This window comes from Duganella rivi (assembly GCF_009857435.1).
Taxonomy (GTDB): Bacteria; Pseudomonadota; Gammaproteobacteria; order Burkholderiales; family Burkholderiaceae_D; genus Rugamonas; species Rugamonas rivi.
Genome location: NZ_WWCK01000001.1, coordinates 421794 through 440297, shown reverse-complemented (window position 1 = coordinate 440297; position 18504 = coordinate 421794). Strand labels below are relative to the sequence as shown.

18 protein-coding genes and 1 tRNA gene are annotated in these 18504 nt (G+C 59.7%); 12 read left to right on the top strand and 7 right to left on the bottom strand.

Annotated elements, in window-relative coordinates; genetic code table 11:
- Window positions 1-29: 29 nt before the first annotated feature.
- The 4 genes from rbfA (at window position 30) to GTP45_RS02145 (ending at window position 5677) form a co-directional block, all read left to right on the top strand.
- Complete coding sequence (gene rbfA, locus GTP45_RS02160) at window positions 30-434, top strand: 30S ribosome-binding factor RbfA (RefSeq protein WP_161012227.1); 405 nt, start codon at window positions 30-32, stop codon at window positions 432-434.
- Window positions 434-1360 (top strand): tRNA pseudouridine(55) synthase TruB, encoded by a 927-nt coding sequence (truB, locus tag GTP45_RS02155; RefSeq protein ID WP_161012226.1) that lies wholly within the window; start codon window positions 434-436, stop codon window positions 1358-1360. Before rbfA ends, truB begins: the two co-directional genes overlap by 1 nt.
- A 90-nt stretch (window positions 1361-1450) precedes the next feature.
- Window positions 1451-3286, top strand: a complete 1836-nt coding sequence (typA, locus tag GTP45_RS02150) for a translational GTPase TypA (protein ID WP_161012225.1) — start codon at window positions 1451-1453, stop codon at window positions 3284-3286.
- Window positions 3287-3454: 168 nt separating this feature from the next.
- Window positions 3455-5677 (top strand): DUF3141 domain-containing protein, encoded by a 2223-nt coding sequence (locus GTP45_RS02145; RefSeq protein ID WP_161012224.1) that lies wholly within the window; start codon window positions 3455-3457, stop codon window positions 5675-5677.
- Window positions 5678-5684: 7 nt separating this feature from the next.
- Here the strand turns inward: GTP45_RS02145 and GTP45_RS02140 are convergent, their stop codons facing one another.
- The gene (locus GTP45_RS02140) at window positions 5685-6134 is read right to left on the bottom strand and encodes a GNAT family N-acetyltransferase (RefSeq protein WP_161012223.1); all 450 of its coding nucleotides are present in this window, start codon (window positions 6132-6134) and stop codon (window positions 5685-5687) included.
- A 43-nt stretch (window positions 6135-6177) separates the two neighbouring features.
- Between GTP45_RS02140 and GTP45_RS02135 the strand changes: the two genes are divergently transcribed.
- From GTP45_RS02135 to GTP45_RS02110, 6 genes are all read left to right on the top strand, one after another.
- On the top strand, window positions 6178-6744 hold the full coding sequence (locus GTP45_RS02135) for a helix-turn-helix domain-containing protein (RefSeq protein ID WP_161012692.1): 567 nt from the start codon (window positions 6178-6180) through the stop codon (window positions 6742-6744).
- A 36-nt stretch (window positions 6745-6780) separates the two neighbouring features.
- Window positions 6781-7806 (top strand): tRNA dihydrouridine(20/20a) synthase DusA, encoded by a 1026-nt coding sequence (dusA, locus tag GTP45_RS02130; RefSeq protein WP_161012222.1) that lies wholly within the window; start codon window positions 6781-6783, stop codon window positions 7804-7806.
- Between the two features lie 336 nt (window positions 7807-8142).
- Window positions 8143-9888: a methyl-accepting chemotaxis protein gene (locus GTP45_RS02125; protein WP_229258302.1), complete on the top strand. Its 1746-nt coding sequence runs from the start codon at window positions 8143-8145 to the stop codon at window positions 9886-9888.
- A 107-nt stretch (window positions 9889-9995) separates the two neighbouring features.
- Window positions 9996-10325, top strand: coding sequence for an energy transducer TonB (locus GTP45_RS02120; RefSeq protein WP_161012221.1), 330 nt, complete (start codon window positions 9996-9998; stop codon window positions 10323-10325).
- Window positions 10326-10395: 70 nt separating this feature from the next.
- Window positions 10396-10743: an energy transducer TonB gene (locus GTP45_RS02115; RefSeq protein ID WP_161012220.1), complete on the top strand. Its 348-nt coding sequence runs from the start codon at window positions 10396-10398 to the stop codon at window positions 10741-10743.
- Between the two features lie 137 nt (window positions 10744-10880).
- Window positions 10881-11267, top strand: coding sequence for a hypothetical protein (locus GTP45_RS02110; RefSeq protein WP_161012219.1), 387 nt, complete (start codon window positions 10881-10883; stop codon window positions 11265-11267).
- 239 nt (window positions 11268-11506) lie between these two features.
- Here the strand turns inward: GTP45_RS02110 and GTP45_RS02105 are convergent, their stop codons facing one another.
- A complete protein-coding gene (locus GTP45_RS02105) occupies window positions 11507-11956 on the bottom strand; it encodes a hypothetical protein (RefSeq protein ID WP_161012218.1) in 450 nt (149 codons plus the stop codon).
- 186 nt (window positions 11957-12142) lie between these two features.
- Between GTP45_RS02105 and GTP45_RS02100 the strand changes: the two genes are divergently transcribed.
- Window positions 12143-12547: a response regulator gene (locus GTP45_RS02100; protein WP_161012217.1), complete on the top strand. Its 405-nt coding sequence runs from the start codon at window positions 12143-12145 to the stop codon at window positions 12545-12547.
- Here GTP45_RS02100 and GTP45_RS02095 read toward each other — a convergent pair.
- From GTP45_RS02095 to GTP45_RS02075, 5 genes are all read right to left on the bottom strand, one after another.
- Window positions 12544-13017, bottom strand: coding sequence for a hypothetical protein (locus tag GTP45_RS02095; RefSeq protein ID WP_161012216.1), 474 nt, complete (start codon window positions 13015-13017; stop codon window positions 12544-12546). The genes GTP45_RS02100 and GTP45_RS02095 overlap by 4 nt on opposite strands.
- A gap of 126 nt (window positions 13018-13143) precedes the next feature.
- Window positions 13144-13219, bottom strand: a tRNA-His gene (locus GTP45_RS02090).
- 109 nt (window positions 13220-13328) lie between these two features.
- Window positions 13329-14153, bottom strand: coding sequence for a glutamate racemase (murI, locus tag GTP45_RS02085; RefSeq protein ID WP_161012215.1), 825 nt, complete (start codon window positions 14151-14153; stop codon window positions 13329-13331).
- Window positions 14153-15682 (bottom strand): fumarate hydratase, encoded by a 1530-nt coding sequence (locus GTP45_RS02080; protein ID WP_161012214.1) that lies wholly within the window; start codon window positions 15680-15682, stop codon window positions 14153-14155. The genes murI and GTP45_RS02080 overlap by 1 nt, the downstream gene beginning before the upstream one ends.
- 16 nt (window positions 15683-15698) lie before the next feature.
- A complete protein-coding gene (locus tag GTP45_RS02075) occupies window positions 15699-16292 on the bottom strand; it encodes a TIGR00645 family protein (protein ID WP_161012213.1) in 594 nt (197 codons plus the stop codon).
- A 207-nt stretch (window positions 16293-16499) separates the two neighbouring features.
- On the opposite strand from GTP45_RS02075, the gene acs reads away from it, so the two are divergent.
- Window positions 16500-18485 (top strand): acetate--CoA ligase, encoded by a 1986-nt coding sequence (gene acs, locus GTP45_RS02070; RefSeq protein ID WP_161012212.1) that lies wholly within the window; start codon window positions 16500-16502, stop codon window positions 18483-18485.
- The last annotated feature ends 19 nt before the right edge of the window (window positions 18486-18504 follow it).

Sequence of the window (18504 nt, the reverse complement as noted above, 5' to 3'; positions counted from 1 at the left end):
CCCGTCCACTTGCCGTTTATGGAATCATCATGGCAAAACATAGCAAAAACATCCCACAGCGCGGCCAGCGCGTGGCCGATCAGATCCAGAAAGACCTGTCCGAACTGATCGCCTTTGAACTGAAAGATCCGCGCGTCGGCATGATCACGCTGGCTGAAGTGCAGCTGACCCCGGACTACGCCCACGCCAAAATCTACTTCACCATGCTGAAGGACGATGCGGAAAGCGTGAAGAATACGCTGGCTGGCCTGCAAGCGGCGGCTGGCTACCTGCGCAACCAGCTGGGCAAGCGCCTGCACATTCACACGCTGCCGCAGCTGCACTTCGTGCACGACACCTCGGCGGCGCGCGGCATGGCGATGTCGGCACTGATCGACCAGGCCAATAGCACCCGCTCGCTCGACGACGGCCAGGAAGAAGACGGCCAGGCGTAATGAATCAAGCTCGTACCAAGCGCGTCCGCGATCTGGTGGACGGCGTGCTGTTGCTCGACAAGCCGGTCGGCTTTTCGAGCAATGACGCACTGATCAAGGCCAAGCGCGTGCTGAACGCCAAGAAGGCCGGCCACACCGGCACCCTCGACCCGTTCGCCACCGGCTTGCTGCCGCTGTGCTTTGGCGAGGCCACCAAGTTCTCGCAGGACTTGCTGGAAGCCGACAAGACTTACGAAACCATCGTCCACCTCGGCCAGACCACCGATACCGGCGACACCGAGGGCGAAGTGGTGGATACGCGCGAAGTCAACGTCACGCTGGAGCAGATCCACGTCGTGCTGGAGAAATTCCGCGGTCCGATCGCACAAGTGCCGCCGATGTATTCGGCCCTGAAGCGCGATGGTAAGCCGCTGTACGAATACGCGCGTGCCGGCATCACGCTGGAACGCGAAGCGCGCAACGTCATCATCCACCAGTTGGAATTGATTTCGTATGAAGCGCCGTTCCTGAAGCTGTCGGTCACCTGCAGCAAGGGCACCTACATCCGCGTGCTGGGCCAGGACATCGGCGAAGCGCTCGGTTGCGGCGCGCACCTGAACGCACTGCGCCGCACCCAAGTCGGCGCGCTGACCAGCGAGCACATGATTACGCTGGACGCGCTGGTGGCGCACGAAGCGCCGCTGTCGCTGCTGTCGCCGGTCGATGCTTTGCTGTCCAGCTTCCCGGCAGTGCAGCTGAATGCCGAGCTGGCAAAGCGCTTCCTGAACGGCCAGCGCCTGCCATTGGGCAAGGAGCCAACCATCACCGTGCCGCAGGAGCAGGGCAGGGTGCGCGTGTATCTCGACGACAAATTGCTGGGCACCGCCATCCTTGGCGAATACAGCATTCTGGCGCCCGAACGTTTAATCGCATTTAGCCAGCAATAAAGCGATAGAGTTGCATCGCAACATGCTATACTAGAGGGCTTCGTGTACCTCGAAGGTACTCACTCGCAGTTTTTCCGCACATATACAACCATGTCTAATACTAAACGCGCAATTCGCAATATTGCAATCATCGCCCACGTTGACCACGGTAAAACCACCCTGGTTGACCAACTGCTGCGCCAGTCCGGCACCTTCCGCGAAAACCAAGCGGTTGATACCCGCGTGATGGACTCGAACGACCTCGAAAAAGAGCGCGGCATTACGATTCTGTCGAAGAATTGCGCAGTTGAGTACGAAGGCACCCACATCAACATCGTTGACACCCCAGGCCACGCCGACTTCGGCGGCGAAGTGGAACGTGTTCTGTCGATGGTGGACTCGGTTCTGCTGCTGGTGGATGCCCAAGAAGGGCCGATGCCACAGACCCGTTTCGTGACCCGTAAAGCACTGGCCCTGGGCCTGAAGCCTATCGTGGTGGTGAACAAGATCGACCGTCCAGGCGCACGCGCTGACTGGGCCATCAACCAGACCTTCGAACTGTTCGACAAACTGGGCGCAACCGACGAGCAGCTGGACTTCCCTATCGTGTACGCATCGGGCCTGAACGGCTACGCTGGCATGGACGAGTCCGTGCGCGGCGGCGACATGAAGCCACTGTTCGACGCGATCCTGAAATACGTGCCAGTCCGTGACGACAATCCAGACGGCCCGCTGCAAATGCAAATCACCTCGCTGGACTACTCGTCCTACGTGGGTAAAATTGGTATCGGCCGCGTGTCGCGTGGTCGCGTGCGCGCTGGCCAGGACGTCGTGTTCCTGAACGGCCCTGGCGACACCCCGACCAAAGGCCGCATCAACCAGGTGCTGAACTTCAAGGGCCTGGAGCGCGTGCTGGTGGACGAAGCGGTTGCCGGCGACATTATCCTGATCAACGGTATCGAAGAAATCGGTATCGGCTCGACCGTGTGCGCACCGGACACCCCGGAAGCGCTGCCGATGCTGACCGTCGACGAACCAACCCTGACCATGAACTTCATGGTCAACACCTCGCCGCTGGCTGGCCGCGAAGGCAAGTTCGTGACCTCGCGCCAACTGCGCGACCGTCTGGACAAGGAACTGAAATCGAACGTGGCGCTGCGCGTGCTGCCAACCGACGACGACACCATCTTTGAAGTGTCGGGCCGTGGTGAGCTGCACCTGACCATTCTGATCGAAAACATGCGTCGCGAAGGCTTCGAGCTGGCCGTGTCGCGTCCACGCGTGGTGTTCAAGATGGTTGATGGCGTGCGTGAAGAGCCGTACGAAATGCTGTCGGTTGACGTGGAAGAAGCCAACCAGGGCGGCGTCATGGAAGAACTGGGCCGTCGTCGTGGCGACCTGCAAAACATGGAATCGGACGGCAAAGGCCGTGTGCGTCTGGAATACCGTATTCCAGCCCGTGGCCTGATCGGCTTCCAGGGCGAGTTCATGACCCTGACCCGTGGTACCGGCCTGATGTCGCACGTGTTTGACGCCTACGCTCCAGTCGATACCTCGAAAGGCGAACTGGCCGGCCGTCGTAACGGCGTGCTGATCTCGCAAGACGACGGCGCCGCTGTTGCTTACGCCCTGTGGAAACTGCAAGACCGCGGCCGTATGTTCGTCGAGCACAACACCCCGGTGTACGAAGGCATGATCATCGGTATCCACTCGCGCGACAACGACCTGGTAGTGAACCCGATCAAGGGCAAGCAGCTGACCAACGTGCGTGCTTCGGGCACCGACGAGGCAGTGCGCCTGGTCCCACCAATCAACATGTCGCTGGAATACGCGGTTGAGTTCATCGAAGACGACGAACTGGTGGAAATCACCCCGAAATCGATCCGTCTGCGCAAGCGCTTCCTGAAAGAGCACGAGCGTAAAAAAGCTTCCCGCGAAGGCGCATAAGCGCTAAACCCGCAATACGATCCGCTGCGGGGTCTGACCCCGTACGGGGTCAGACCCCTCTTACGGTGGAGGGGTAGAAAGCCGCCTGTCAGGCGGCTTTTTCATTTGCGTTTTCATTGGGTCTGGGGTACTTTTGTGCGTGGCAACATAAACGCATCGGAGGATCACGTGAATTGGTTCAGTAATCCCTTCAACCTTGCCCAGCAGGCAACCGACTACTGGATCGACGCTGCCCAGCGCTCGATCTTGTTCATGGACGTGCTGCGTGAACGCGGCGACGAGCGCAACCACCGCGCCGAACAGACCGCGCCCCACGTCCTGACTTTCCAGTTTGAAGTGGTGATGGATGGCCGTCACCTCGAACGTCCCGTCAACTACGGCTTGCTGCACATCTTGCAGCCGGACGGCATCCAGCCTGATCCGACCAAGCGCCCCTTCATCGTATTCGACCCGCGCGCCGGCCATGGCCCCGGCATCGGCGGCATGAAGCATGACAGCGAAATCGGCGTGGTGCTGAAGGCCGGCCATCCGTGTTATTTCGTCGGCTTCCTGCCGCATCCTGTGCCGGGCCAGACGATCGAAGACGTGTGCCGCGCCGAAGCCCAGTTCATCGCCAAGGTAGCCGAGCTGCATCCTGAAGCAGACGGCAAGCCTGCGCTGATCGGCAACTGCCAGGCCGGCTGGCAAATCATGATGACCAGCGCTTTGAATCCCGACCTGGTCGGGCCGCTGGTGCTGGCCGGCGCGCCGCTGTCGTACTGGGCTGGCGTGCGCGGCAAGAATCCTTTGCGCTATCTCGGCGGCATTCTCGGCGGCACGTGGATGACGGCGCTTGCCGGTGATCTCGGCAACGGCATTTTCGACGGTGCGCAACTGGTGGCCAACTTTGAGAAGATGAACCCGTCCAACACCTTCTGGAGCAAGAACTACAACGTCTACTCCAAGATCGATACCGAGGCGCCGCGCTTCCTGGAGTTTGAAAAATGGTGGGGCAACCCGGTGCTGTTGAATGCGGGTGAGATGCAGTACATCGCCGACTCGCTATTCGTTGGCAACCGCCTCAGCGATGCGGCGCTGCTCGACAGTGCAGGACATCGGATCGATCTGCGCAACGTGAAGTCGCCGATCGTGGTGTTCTGCTCGTGGGGCGATGACATTACGCCGCCGCAGCAGGCGCTGGGCTGGGTGCTGGATCTGTACGAGGACGACGCGGCGCTGGTGGCCGGCGGCCAGACCATCATCTATTCCATGCACCAGAGCATAGGCCATTTGGGGATCTTTGTGTCGGCCTCGGTGGCCAACAAGGAGCACGAAGAATTCACGGCGGCCATGGACATGATCGACATCATGCCGCCCGGCTTGTACGAGGCGGTGTTCCTCGATAAAGACGAGGAAATGCTGCAAGCCGAGATCGCTTCCGGCGACCTCGCGGCCGGCGATTACGTGATGCGTTTCGAGCGCCGCAATCTCGATGCGCTGCGCGCACTGGGTGGCAACGACGTTGAGGACGAGCGCCGCTTCGCCACCGTGGCGCGGGTGTCGGAAATCAACAAGGGCTTGTACCAAACCTTTGCCAGCCCGCTGGTGAAGAGCATGGTGACCGAGGCCAGTGCCGAGCGCCTGCGCGAAGCCCATCCGCTGCGCATGCGCTACACCGCGTTCTCCAGCAAGAATCCGCTGCTGAATCAAATCCCGGCGCTGGCCGAGAAGGTGCGCGCGGAACGCCGGCCGGTGGGCAAGGACAACGTGTTCCTGCAAATGCAGGAGGCGTGGTCGAAGCAGATCGTCGAGGCGCTGGATCGCTACCGGGATGCACGTGACCAGGCCACCGAAAATATCTTCCTCAGCGTGTACGGTTCGCCGGTGCTGCAAGCGCTGGTGGGCTTGAGCACGGACGGCGGCAAGCCGCGCCGCATCGGCCGCGACATTGCGCGCGAGGCAGCCATCAACGCCAACCGCGCCGCGCTGGCGCTGCGCACGAAGGAGGGGGGGGTGACCGAGGGCATTATTCGCGGCCTGCTGTACATCTTCCGCAGCCCGGAGATGAGCGCGGCCGACGAGCGTGCCTTTGCAGCGATCCGCCAGCTGCGCTTGCGCACTTCGGACAACAAGGTTATGAACGTGACCACGCTGAAGAAAATCCTGCGCGAGCAGTACTTGATGCTGCAAGTGAACGAGGAGGCGGCGCTGAACGACTTGCCGCTGCTGTTGCCGGAAGCGCCGGAGGCGCGGCAGGAAGCGCTGGGCATCGTGCGCCAGGTGGCCGGCGCGACCGGCACGCTGACCGGCGAGGCTGCCACGCGGCTGGATCGGATTGCGGCCATCTTCGGGCCGCAAGCGCCGACCTTGGCGGTGGTGCGCAAGAAGAAGGGCGCGCCGTCGGCCGCTTAGCGTTGGCTTAGAGTTTCTTCTGCATGAACACGCTGAACGGATCGTCCGGGTAATCCCCGTACGGCCCGCAGCGTTCAAAGCCGTGACGCGCGTACAGGGCCAGCGCTTCCGGGTTCTCCGGGCCGGTCTCCAGCACCAGCTGCGGGCAGCCTGCGGTGCGTGCCGTTTCCTCCAGTAATCCCATCAACTGACCCGCCATGCCGGCGCCGCGCGCGGCCGGACGCAAATACATGCGCTTGATCTCGCCATACTCCGGCGTCAACACCACCGCGCCGCAGCCGACCGCCGCACCTTCCGCATCGCGCGCCACGGCAAACTGGATATTCGGTTGCAGCAGCGTCTTGACGTCCAGCGCGTACACGGACTCGGCCGGGTAGAGTGCCAGCAGGTAAGTATCGAGTTCTGCGATCAGCGCGTGCACTTCCGGCTGGTCGGGCATTTCAAAGGCGATGGGCATGATGGCTTATTTTCTGGATGAAAAATCCAGTATAATGGATTTCATGGACATCAATCAACTCATATCCCGCCGTGTACTGAGCTTGCGCAATGCGCGCGGCCTGTCGCTGGCGGCACTGGCCGAGCGCAGCGGCGTCAGCCGTTCCAATATTTCCCTGATCGAGCGCGGCGAGAGCAGCGCCACCGCTGCCGTGCTGGACAAGCTGGCCAGCGCACTGGGCGTCACGCTGGCCTCGCTGTTTGAAGCGGAGGATGCGGCGCCGTCGCCACTGAACACGCGCGCGCAGCAAGCGGTGTGGACGGATCCGGCTTCCGGCTACACGCGCCGCCAGCTGTCGCCGGCAGTGCGTTCGCCGATGCAGCTGGTGGAAGTGGTGTTCCCGCCGGGCCGGCGCGTCTCCTACGCGCAGTCGCCGCACAGCGCCGACATCTACCAGCAAGTCTGGCTGATCGAGGGCGAGATTATCGTCACCGCCGGCGAGCAGCAGTGGCGCCTGCAAGCGGGCGACTGCGTCGCCTTCCGCGAAGGCCAGCCGATCGCCTATGAAAATCCCGGCGCCACGCCGGCCCGCTACCTGGTCGGACTGGTGACCCTGCCTTTTGCGCTATAATGTCGACCCTTCTGCGATTCCATTAGCGTAGCCATCATGACCAACTCCAATTTGCCGACCGCCGACCAAGCTGCTGTAGTGCCGAGCCGCCGCCTGTCTGTCGCGCCGATGATGGATTGGACGGATCGCCATTGCCGTGTGTTCCACCGCGAAATCACCAAGCACACCTGGCTGTACACGGAGATGGTCACGACCGGCGCGCTGGTCTACGGCGACGTCGAGCGCCACCTGCGCTTCAACGAGGAAGAGCACCCGGTCGCCCTGCAACTGGGCGGCAGCGATCCGGCCGACCTCGCCACCAGCGCCAAGCTGGGCGAGAAGTGGGGCTATGACGAGGTCAATCTGAACTGCGGCTGCCCGTCCGAGCGCGTGCAAAAGGGCGCGTTTGGCGCTTGCCTGATGGCCGAACCACAACTGGTGGCCGACTGCGTCAAGGCCATGCGCGACGCGGTGTCGATCGACGTCACGGTCAAGCACCGCATCGGCATCGACAACGAGCAAAGCTACGATTTCGTGCGTGACTTCGTTGGCAAAGTGGCCGAGGCCGGCTGCACGACCTTCATCGTGCACGCCCGTAACGCCATCCTCAAGGGCTTGTCGCCCAAGGAAAACCGCGAGATCCCGCCGCTCAAGTACGAGTACGCCTACCAGCTCAAGCGCGACTTCCCTGACTTCGAAATCATCATCAACGGCGGCATCAAGACCGAAGCCGAGATTGACCAGCACCTGCAGCACCTTGACGGTGTGATGCTGGGCCGTGAGGCATACCACAATCCCTTCCTGATGGCCAACTTTGATCAGCGCTACTATGGTGATAGCAGCACGCCCAAGACCCGCCAGCAGGTTTTGGAGGCCATGGTGCCCTACATTCAAGCCCAACTGGCCCATTACGGCCCGCTCGGCCTCAAGCTCAATTCCATCACCCGCCACATGCTGGGCATCATGACCGGCTTGCCCGGCGCCCGCGCTTTCCGCCAAGTTCTGTCCGATTCCAAGCAGCTCGCCCGCGGCGACGCCCAGCTGCTGCTGGAAGCCGCCGCACAGCTGCGTATTACTGCTTAGAAAAATCGCTTTTGGCAAACTTTCAACGGGTGTGGTTAAATTTCCACGCAGAAAGTTCGTTTGCGCATTTTTCAGGCAGTATTTGCTTGCTGTGAGGCAAAATTTGCATCTATAATTCCTGAATATACACACATATCCACCGTCTCTCGTGGTGTATTGCGGTCCAAAAAACTACATGCAAGCTGCTGGTGGAGCTGCAAATTTTGCATTCGCAGTCATTGTTTGCTACTGTCATAGCTTATTACTTAGCAGCAAGGGTTTTGTTTGGATGGCATGCCCATAAGACGCGTCATCCAGGGCAACTTCATCAACAGTGTCACTAAAGAAGAAGACGAAATGAATTTAGCAAAAATGAAAGTCGGTACTCGCCTGGGTCTTGGTTTCGCCCTGGTGCTGGTATTCCTGGTGGCTGTGACCGCCGTCGGCATCCTGCGCATGGCGCAAATTCAGGATCGCCTGGATCACGTGATTAGTGTGAACAACGTCGTGTCCCGCCTGGTGCTGGATATGCGTAACAACGTAGCTGAGCGCGTCAACTCGCTGCGCGTGCTGACCATGATCGCCGATCCGGCCGACATGGAAGCCGACATGAACCGCATCAAGGAACTGTCGGGCAAGTACACCGAATTCCAGAACAAGCTGACCGCGCAATTTGCGAAAGAAGCCAGCGCCGAAGAAAAAGCGCTGCTGGCGACCGTGAAAGAAAGCGAAGCGCTGGCCATGCCGGCCATCGCCAAGGCCTCGGAACTGTGGCTGGCAAGCAAGCCTGAAGAAGCGACCCGCGTGCTGGTGAAAGAAATCCGTCCAGCCCAGAAAAAATGGATGACCGCGCTGGATCAGCTGGGCGCGCTGGAAGACAAGATGAATGCGCAGATGCAGGTAGATGCCGCTAACGGCTTCTCCAGCGCCCGTACCTTCATGATCATCATGGGCCTGCTGGCTGTGGCGATCTCGGTAGCGGCTGCTTACGTGATTACCCGCGGCCTGCTGAAACAGCTGGGCGGCGAGCCTGACTACACCGCTTCGATCGCCGGCAGCATCGCCAACGGCGACCTGTCGATCTCGATCGACACCTCGGGCGCCGACAAGGACAGCCTGGTATCGGAAATGCGCGAAATGCGCGACAGCCTGCGCGACATCGTCAGCCAGGTGCGTACCGGCACCGAAACCATCGGCACCGCTTCGCGTGAAATCGCTGCTGGTAACGTCGACCTGTCGTCGCGTACCGAAATGCAAGCGTCGTCGCTGGAGAAAACCGCATCTGCCATGGACGAACTGACCTCGACCGTTAAGCAAAACGCCGACAACGCCCGTGAAGCGAACCAGCTGGCATCGGCTGCTTCCGACGTGGCGATCCGCGGCGGCCAGGTGGTGTCGGAAGTGGTTGACACCATGAGCTCGATCGACGCATCGGCCAAGAAAATTGTGGACATCATCGGCGTGATCGATGGCATCGCCTTCCAGACCAACATCCTGGCGCTGAACGCTGCGGTTGAAGCAGCCCGTGCCGGTGAGCAAGGCCGCGGCTTCGCGGTGGTGGCGTCGGAAGTGCGTAACCTGGCCCAGCGTTCGGCTGGTGCCGCCAAAGAAATCAAGATGCTGATCGATGATTCGGTCGAAAAAGTCGGCGCCGGCACCAAGCTGGTTGGCCAGGCCGGTGTGACCATGGACGAAGTGGTGTCCTCGGTACGCCGCGTGACCGACATCATGAGTGAAATCGCCAACGCCAGCCAGGAACAGAGCGCTGGTATTGCCCAGGTCAACCAGTCCATCATCGAGATGGACAGCATGACCCAACAGAATGCCGCGCTGGTGGAACAAGCCGCTGCCGCAGCACAAAGCTTGCAAGATCAGGCCGGCGAGTTGTCGCGCGTGGTCAGTATCTTCAAGCTGGTGGAAGGTGAAGAGCGCGCGGTGGTAGCAGCGCCAGCACTGGCCGCCAAAGCAGCCGTGGTCAAGCCGATCGCAGCCGCTCGCGCTCCTGTCAAGAAACTGGCCGCCAAGCCAGCGCCTGCACCAGCAGCCAAACCGAAGAAAGTCGCCGCAGCAACCGCCGGCAGCGACGAGTGGGAAGAGTTCTAAGTCATCTAAAAATTTGCCGCAGTCTGCCGTCCGCCCTTGTGGACACATGGCCCGCTGTGGAGTTCGTTTAACCAGTTGTTAATAACAATTTATTGGGAAATCGCATCATGAACAAATCTGTATTCGCCGCCGTCATCCTGTCCGTTGCTTCGACCGCCTTTGCCGGTGAAGTGCCTGCCTCGCTGAGCGACAAAAACTGCAAAGCAGAATATCCAAAAGCCTCGCTGATGAACGAAGAGCAGGGCGACGTGACCATGGCCTTCCTGGTCGGCACCGACGGCAGCGTGGTTGAGTCGAAAGTGGAAAAATCGAGCGGCTTCAAAAACCTGGACAAGGCAGCCCTGAAAGCCCTGAGCGCATGCAAATTCAAACCTGGTACCAAGGACGGCGCCGTCGCCCAAACCTGGACCAAAGTCGACTATAGCTGGAAGCTGTAATTAGTCTCAAACAGGCCATGCGGTCGCATGGCCTGCACGCTGGATTAATATTTACACTTGGGGAAATCAGATGTCTACAAATAAGCGTTGGTTGAGTGTGATCGCAGCAGTGCTCGTGTCGAGCGCCCCGGCAGTGTTTGCCGCCGAAGTGCCAGCCAGTTTCGATGCGAAGAACTGCAAGGCTGAATATCCAAAAGCCTCGCTGATGAACGAAGAGCAGGGCACCGTATCGATGTCCTTCCTCGTGAAGCCGGACGGTACCGTGGCTGATTCGAAAGTCGAGAAAAGCAGCGGCTTCAAGAATCTGGACAAGGCCGCCATCAAGGCGCTGAGCGCTTGCAAGTTCAAGCCGGGCACCAAGGACGGCGCGCCAGCTGAAACCTGGACGAAAGTCGACTACGCCTGGAAACTGGATTAATCCGGTTTGCCCCATCAAAAAAGGAGCCCGCGCGGCTCCTTTTTTTTCGCTTGTTTAGCGAGTGTAATAAACTGTAATGGCAGGCGAACGGTGTCGTGCTTCCTTATATAGTACGATTTGGATTGAGGAGAACCGCCATGAAAACTATTGTTGTTGCCGTCGCCGCGTTGGCGGCGCTGACCGGCTGCGCGACGCAGCGTCCCGCTTACTACGCCAACACTGCCCGCGTGCAGGATCCGTATCAGTGGCACACGGTTGCCGTGCTGCCGGCCGGTTCGCAGGTGCAATCGGGAACATGGACTGAGGAACTGCCGGCCCAGCCGTCGCGCGTCGCTTACAGCACCCAGCCTGCTTACACGACCACGTACGTCAGCCAGCCGGTTTACTATGCGCCAGCACCGGTGTACTACGCGCCAGCGCCGGCGTATTACTACCCGCCGGTGTCGATCGGATTGGATTTCTCGTTTGGCCGCTGGTGCTGCGGCAGCCGCTGGGGCGGTCGCGGACACTACCGCCACCGTTAACGCAGGGTGTAGATGGAAGCCTTGCTTAGCACGGTTTCCGAGCACAGTTCATAAGTGGAAGCGCCGGCCAGCGTAATCAGCAAGGCGCCTAGTGCGATATGTAGATAGCGTGCCATGATGGGCCCCGGATTTAAGTGGAGTTGTAATAACTCCAGCTTAGTCCGGGGCCTTGTTTTTTGCATCAGCCAAACGTCCGATGCGATGTAGGACAAAGCGCCGTCTCTATCTTTTCGTCAATATTATTTGGTTTTCCAGAGCGTGATCGGGCCAGCTGGCGCGGTGTCCATCGCGTTGGAGTGAGCCAGCCATTGTTCAAGGCGTTCTGGCTGCTTGAGGTGGATGCCCATGCCATCGATGATGCCGATTTGTTCCAGCATGTTGGCGCTGAGCTTGGCCTTGGAGACGGTCGGGGCGCCGGCCACCATGCGGTCGTAGGCCTTGCGCGCCTTGTTTTCCCACTTGTGCAGGCTGGTTTCGTCGAAGCGGTTGCTTTCGAAGTACACGGTCAGCGTGCCATCCGGGTTGCCGAAGCCGACGATGCCGGCGCCGAGGCGGATATTGGCATTGTTGCCTGCGTCAAACGATGGGGAGGGGACGAACACGGCAGCTTTGCCGTCGGTGTCGGGGCGACCTACGGGCGTATCTTTGCCATAGGTGCTGACTTCGCTAATCGATTTTTCTTGAGACATAGACTTATACGGATTCAGGGGATAAGCAGGAGAGATGCAGGTTTGCATAGGCATGCAAACGACCGTTCTATTGTAGCGTTAACCTAGTTCTCGCGGGCAATAACCAGCGTCAAAAAGTTGTAACGGTGGGCATGGGTGTGAGCATTAAGTTATGATGGCTTGAATGATAGTCAGGAGGAGGATTGCATGGCATTGCACCAAGGACTGAGTGTTTTCATTATTGACGATAACGAGATGACGCGCGGCCTGCTGCGCGTAATTATCCAGGGCGATAAGTACGATGTGGTTGGTGATGCCGGCACAGCGGAATCTGCGCGTCTAAGGCTGCGTTCGTTAAAAGCCGACATCATCTGCCTCGACGTGGTGATGCCCGATGGCGACGGCCTGACCTTGCTCAACTGGATACGCGAAAAGCAGCCGAACGCTGCCGTGTTGATGGTGACTGCCAGCACTGAGCGCAGCACGGTGGAGCAGTCGCTGCGCAGCGGCGCCAAGGGCTACATCGTCAAACCCTTCAATCCCGGCACGGTGATGGACACGCTGGATAAAATCGCCGCCCAAATCAAGGCGCAGCGCGCCGCCAAGGCTTAGGCGAAGCGGGCGAAAGCGTAGCCAGCGCTGAGCAGCAGGCCACCAAATCCGATCATGCGCCACGTTTGCTGGTTGATGGCGGCAGCGAGTTCCGCCTTGGTGGCGAAAATTCTGTACATCTCTTCCATGTGGGCCTTGAAGGCTTGATCAATCTGATTTTTGATCATCAGTTCAAGCTGTGATGGCATGGCGTCTACCTTGGCGCTCAAGGAACTGACCTTGTCTGTCAGGACGCCAACTTGGTTTGTCAGGACGCTAACTTGGTCTGTCAGAACATCAACCCTGCCCGCCAGGCCGTCAACCTTGCCGTTTAGGTGTGCTAGCTCCTCCTTGGTGACGTAATTCGACTCGATGACCTTCACGGTGAGCACGAGGTCATTGAGTGCGGCGTCGTTGGAGTCGGTGCTGGTAGCCATAATGTGATCCTCCGGCTGATCCGATTGATTGTCAAGCAAGCTCGTGGGGCGCATGGCGGCCTCCTCTTGGGACATGAGTTGAGCGTAACTCTGCAATCAGCACGTCATGAGACCCACATCAAATGAACAAGCCTGAAACGCGAAAAGCCCAGTCAGAGACTGGGCTTTTCACTTAATTCTTGGGGTGGCTGATGGGGCTCGAACCCACGACAACAGGAATCACAATCCTGGACTCTACCAACTGAGCTACAGCCACCGCTGTTTTGTTATTCAACTAGTGCTGAACAACGAGCCAGAATTATACAAGCCGATTTCGATTCCTGCAAATTTAATTGCAGCATTTTTTCAGGAATCTGCCGCATGGCTTAAACATCAACCTTTTCCACCGCCTGCTGTAGCCCCAGCAGATCGGCAAAGGCTTGCGCCAGCGCTTCGGCTGCGCCGGTGGTATAAGCGCGCAGCGTGCCCGCACCGTCGGCGCGCAACAGGCCGCCAGCTTCCAGCAAGCGCCCCAGCTGGCGCGCTACTGCATCACCAGTATCGATCAGCGTAACGTCATTGCGGGCATGCTCAGTCAGCACGCGCTCAATGCCATCGCGGACGAAAGGGTAGTGGGTGCAGCCGAGCACCAGCGTATCGGCGCCTTGTTCCAGCAGCGGTGCGACGTAGCGCTCCAGCATCTCGGCAATCGCCGGCGCGTGCAGGTCGCCTTTTTCGATTTCATTAACGAGACCAACTGCCGGTTGCAACAGGAACTCAGCCTGCGTGGCAGCGCTGATCTGCTCGCGCAGTTGCAGGAACTTGTCGCCTTTGAGCGTGCGCGCGGTCGCCAGCACGCCGACCTTTCCATTGCGGGTGGCTGCCGCAGCCGGCTTGAGACCGGGCTCCACGCCTACCACCGGCAAATCAGGATACTTGGCGCGCACGGCCTTGATGGCCGCCACGGTAGCGGTATTGCAGGCCACCACCAGCGCCTTGGCGCCTTGCGCCAACAGGAAGTCCGTCACAGCTAAGGCGCGCTCGACCACGTACTGCTCGGTCTTGTCGCCATACGGCGCGTGGCCGGAATCGGCAAAGTACATCAGATCTTCATGCGGCTGCTGCACGCGGATGTGGCGCAGCACCGAGAGCCCGCCCACACCGGAATCAAACACGCCGATCGGGCAACCGGGAGAGCGGGCGCGCGTCATCAGGCGACGACGACCGGAACGTTCAACTGCTCGATGCGCGTTTTCCATTCCGCAGGGCCGGTGTTGTGCACCGAGGTACCGGCCGAGTCCACCGCCACGGTTACAGGCATATCGACCACGTCGAACTCGTAGATCGCTTCCATGCCCATATCGGCAAAGCCCAGCACGCGCGATTGCTTGATGGCTTTCGACACCAGGTAAGCGGAACCGCCGACGGCCATCAGGTACGCCGACTGGTGCTTCTTGATCGATTCGATCGCAGCAGGGCCGCGCTCGGCTTTACCGATCATCGCGATCAGGCCGGTTTTCTCCAGCATCATATCGGTGAACTTGTCCATGCGGGTCGCGGTGGTCGGGCCTGCTGGGCCAACCACTTCGTCGCGCACTGGATCAACTGGGCCGACGTAGTAGATCACGCGGTTCTTGAAGTCCACTGGCAGTTCTTCGCCCTTGGCCAGCATGTCCTGGATGCGCTTGTGCGCGGCATCGCGGCCGGTCAGCATTTTGCCGTTCAGCAGCAGGGTCTGGCCCGGCTTCCACGAAGCGACTTCTTCCTTGGTCAGGGTGTCCAGGTTCACGCGTTTCGATTTCTCGGTGTCCGGCGCCCACGACACGTCAGGCCAGGTCGACAGCGGTGGCGGCGTCATGTAAGCAGGGCCGGAGCCGTCCAGCACGAAGTGGCCGTGGCGGGTTGCTGCGCAGTTCGGGATCATTGCGACTGGCTTCGATGCAGCGTGGGTTGGGTGCATCATGATCTTCACGTCCAGCACCGTGGTCAAGCCACCCAGGCCTTGTGCGCCGATGCCCAGTGCGTTGATCTTGTCGCACAGCTCGATACGCAGTTCTTCCAGCTTATTCTGCGGGCCGCGCTGCTTCAGCTCGAACATATCGATGTCTTCCATCAGCACTTCTTTTGCCATCAGCATGGCTTTCTCGGCGGTGCCGCCGATACCGATGCCCAGCATGCCTGGCGGGCACCAGCCGGCGCCCATGGTTGGCACGGTTTTCAGTACCCAGTCGACCAGCGAATCGGATGGATTCATCATGATCATCTTGGACTTGTTTTCCGAGCCGCCGCCTTTGGCAGCAACCTTGACGTCGACGGTATCGCCTTCGACCAGTTCCATGTGCACCACGGCCGGCGTGTTGTCCTTGGTGTTCTTGCGGTCGAAGTGCGGGTCGGCGACGATCGACGCGCGCAGCTTGTTGTCGTCGTAGTTGTAGGCGCGGCGCACGCCTTCGTTGACGGCGTCGGTGACGGTGCCGGTGAAGCCTTCAAAGCGCACACCCATGCCGATCTTCAGGAAGACGTTGACGATGCCGGTGTCCTGGCAGATCGGACGCTTGCCCTCGGCGCACATGCGCGAGTTGGTCAGGATCTGCGCGATGGCGTCCTTGGCGGCCGGGCTTTGCTCGTGCTCGTAAGCGCGGGCCAGGTGCGCGATGTAGTCAGCAGGGTGGTAGTAGCTGATGTACTGGAGCGCGGCGGCAACGGATTCAATCAGGTCTTCTTGCTTTATGATGGTCATGATGTTCTCGCGTGGGTTAGTGTTTGGATTCGTTGTGAGTCATCGTGGTGATGCGGTCGGTGTAGGCGATTGCCAGGGCCGACAACAGGAACACCACGTGGATTACGGTTTGGGCCGCAATCACTTCGGTCTTGTAGGACGCCGCGTTAATAAACGTTTTCAGCAAATGGATGGACGAGATGCCGATGATCGCCATCGCCAGCTTGGTCTTCAGCACGGAGGCGTTCACGTGCGACAGCCACTCCGGCTGGTCTGGGTGGGATTCGAGATTCATGCGCGACACGAAAGTTTCGTAGCCGCCGATGATGACCATCACCAGCAGATTGGAAATCATCACCACATCGATCAGGCCAAGCACGACCAGCATGATAGTGGTTTCATTCAGCTTCTCTGGCAGCGCTGCGCCTGGCACGGCGACAGCTTGGAAGATGTGCTGAAGCGCGGCTTCATTGCCGAGCGCGGCGCCGATCAAATCCTTCAGCTCGACCCAGAAATGGAATACATAAACGCACTGCGCCAGGATCAGGCCGAGGTACAGCGGCAGCTGCAACCAGCGGGACATAAAGATAAAAGCGGGCAGAGGGCGCAGCTTCTTATTAGGCTCGGTCATTGGGGCAAAACTCCTGAAAATGAGGCAGACTATGAAGACTGCCGACATTTTACACGTGCTGCCGGGCGACCGCATCGGTAGGCTGCAATGAAAAATTGGTAAAATTGTCCGCCATGCCATCCTCCGCCGGGGACGTGCATGGCTGTAAGGGCACAGTAAGCGATCACGTTTATGTTGATAGCAAACGATTACTACATTGGAGACACCATGAGCAGCACGACAACCCAAGGTCCACAAGAATCCCGCATCTTCAACCCATCGGCGGCATTTGCCGGTCAAGCCACCGTATCGGGCATGGATGCATACAACGCGCTGTGCGCAGAGGCGGCGGCCGACTACGAAGGCTTCTGGTCGCGCCTGGCGAAAGAACACCTCGAATGGCAAACGCCATTCACCCGCACCCTGAACGAAGACAACGCGCCGTTCTACAAATGGTTCGAAGACGGCAAGCTGAACGTCTCGTACAACTGCCTCGACCGCAATCTGCAAAACGGCAACGCCGACAAGACCGCGATCATCTTCGAAGCGGACGACGGCAAATCGACCCACGTCAGCTACAAAGAACTGCACGAAAAAGTCTGCAAATTCGCCAACGGCTTGAAAGCGCGCGGCATCAAAAAAGGTGACCGCGTGATCATCTACATGTCGATGTCGGTGGAAGGCGTGGCGGCGATGCAGGCTTGCGCGCGTATCGGCGCGACCCACTCGGTGGTGTTTGGCGGCTTCTCGGCCAAATCGCTGCAAGAGCGCATCATCGACGCCGGCGCGGTGGCCGTGATCACCGCCGACGAACAACTGCGCGGCGGCAAACAGCTGCCACTGAAAGCCATCGTTGACGAAGCGCTGGCACTGGGCGGCTGCGACACCATCAAAGACGTGATCGTCTACAAGCGCACTGGCGGCGCGATCGCCTTCAAAGAAGGCCGCGACCTGTGGCTGCACGACCTGGTCGAAGGCCAGTCGGCGGTATGCGAGCCGGAGTGGGTGGATGCCGAGCATCCACTGTTCATCCTGTACACCTCGGGCTCGACCGGTACGCCAAAAGGCGTTCAGCACTCGAGCGGCGGCTACCTGTTGTGGGCGGCGCTGACCATGAAATGGTCGTTCGACATCAAGCCTTCCGATGTGTACTGGTGCACGGCCGACATCGGCTGGGTAACTGGCCACAGCTACATCGCCTACGGCCCGACCGCAGTGGGCGCGACGCAGGTAGTGTTTGAAGGCATCCCGACCTTCCCGAATGCGGGCCGGTTCTGGGAAACCATCGCCAAGCACAAAGTCAACATCTTCTACACTGCGCCGACGGCGATTCGTTCGCTGATCAAAGCGTCGGACGTGGATCCGAAAGTGCATCCGAAAAACTACGACCTGTCGTCGCTGCGCTTGCTGGGTACGGTGGGCGAGCCGATCAATCCTGAAGCGTGGATGTGGTACTACACGCAGGTGGGCAAAGAGCAGTGCCCGATTGTCGATACCTTCTGGCAGACCGAGACCGGCGGCCACATGATCACCCCGCTGCCGGGCGCAACGCCGATGGTGCCGGGCTCGTGCACGTTGCCGCTGCCGGGCATCATGGCCGCGATTGTTGATGAGTCTGGTCATGACGTGCCGAACGGGCAGGGCGGCATCTTGGTGGTGAAGCGTCCATGGCCGTCGATGATCCGCACCATCTGGAACAACCCGGATCGCTTCAAGACCTCGTACTTCCCGGAAGAGCTGGGCGGCCGCATGTACCTGGCTGGCGATGGCGCGATTCGCAACAAGGATACCGGCTACTTCACGATTACCGGCCGTATCGATGACGTGTTGAACGTGTCGGGCCACCGCATGGGTACGATGGAAATCGAATCGGCGCTGGTGGCGAATCCGCTGGTGGCGGAGGCGGCGGTGGTCGGCAAGCCGGACGACACGACCGGTGAATCGATTTGCGCATTCGTGGTGCTGAAGCAGGCGCGTCCTACTGGCGATGATGCCAAGAAGATTGCGCTGGAGCTGCGTAATTGGGTGGCCAAGGAGATTGGTCCGATTGCGAAGCCGAAAGAGATTCGCTTTGGCGATAATCTGCCGAAAACGCGGTCGGGCAAAATCATGCGTCGTCTGCTGCGCGTGTTGGCCAAGGGCGAAGTGATTACGCAGGACGTGTCGACGCTGGAGAATCCTGCGATCCTTGAGCAATTGAAAGAGGCGTCCTGATAAATTTTGTACTCTTGGG

What these genes read in the sequence shown, in the direction of transcription:
- rbfA (WP_161012227.1), top strand. Translation starts at nt 30, where the DNA reads ATGGCAAAACATAGCAAAAACATCCCACAGCGCGGCCAGCGCGTGGCC.
- truB (WP_161012226.1), top strand. Translation starts at nt 434, where the DNA reads ATGAATCAAGCTCGTACCAAGCGCGTCCGCGATCTGGTGGACGGCGTG.
- typA (WP_161012225.1), top strand. Translation starts at nt 1,451, where the DNA reads ATGTCTAATACTAAACGCGCAATTCGCAATATTGCAATCATCGCCCAC.
- GTP45_RS02140 (WP_161012223.1), bottom strand. Translation starts at nt 6,134, where the DNA reads ATGCCCATCGCCTTTGAAATGCCCGACCAGCCGGAAGTGCACGCGCTG.
- GTP45_RS02135 (WP_161012692.1), top strand. Translation starts at nt 6,178, where the DNA reads ATGGACATCAATCAACTCATATCCCGCCGTGTACTGAGCTTGCGCAAT.
- dusA (WP_161012222.1), top strand. Translation starts at nt 6,781, where the DNA reads ATGACCAACTCCAATTTGCCGACCGCCGACCAAGCTGCTGTAGTGCCG.
- GTP45_RS02125 (WP_229258302.1), top strand. Translation starts at nt 8,143, where the DNA reads ATGAATTTAGCAAAAATGAAAGTCGGTACTCGCCTGGGTCTTGGTTTC.
- GTP45_RS02120 (WP_161012221.1), top strand. Translation starts at nt 9,996, where the DNA reads ATGAACAAATCTGTATTCGCCGCCGTCATCCTGTCCGTTGCTTCGACC.
- GTP45_RS02115 (WP_161012220.1), top strand. Translation starts at nt 10,396, where the DNA reads ATGTCTACAAATAAGCGTTGGTTGAGTGTGATCGCAGCAGTGCTCGTG.
- GTP45_RS02110 (WP_161012219.1), top strand. Translation starts at nt 10,881, where the DNA reads ATGAAAACTATTGTTGTTGCCGTCGCCGCGTTGGCGGCGCTGACCGGC.
- GTP45_RS02105 (WP_161012218.1), bottom strand. Translation starts at nt 11,956, where the DNA reads ATGTCTCAAGAAAAATCGATTAGCGAAGTCAGCACCTATGGCAAAGAT.
- GTP45_RS02100 (WP_161012217.1), top strand. Translation starts at nt 12,143, where the DNA reads ATGGCATTGCACCAAGGACTGAGTGTTTTCATTATTGACGATAACGAG.
- GTP45_RS02095 (WP_161012216.1), bottom strand. Translation starts at nt 13,017, where the DNA reads ATGCGCCCCACGAGCTTGCTTGACAATCAATCGGATCAGCCGGAGGAT.
- murI (WP_161012215.1), bottom strand. Translation starts at nt 14,153, where the DNA reads ATGACGCGCGCCCGCTCTCCCGGTTGCCCGATCGGCGTGTTTGATTCC.
- GTP45_RS02080 (WP_161012214.1), bottom strand. Translation starts at nt 15,682, where the DNA reads ATGACCATCATAAAGCAAGAAGACCTGATTGAATCCGTTGCCGCCGCG.
- GTP45_RS02075 (WP_161012213.1), bottom strand. Translation starts at nt 16,292, where the DNA reads ATGACCGAGCCTAATAAGAAGCTGCGCCCTCTGCCCGCTTTTATCTTT.
- acs (WP_161012212.1), top strand. Translation starts at nt 16,500, where the DNA reads ATGAGCAGCACGACAACCCAAGGTCCACAAGAATCCCGCATCTTCAAC.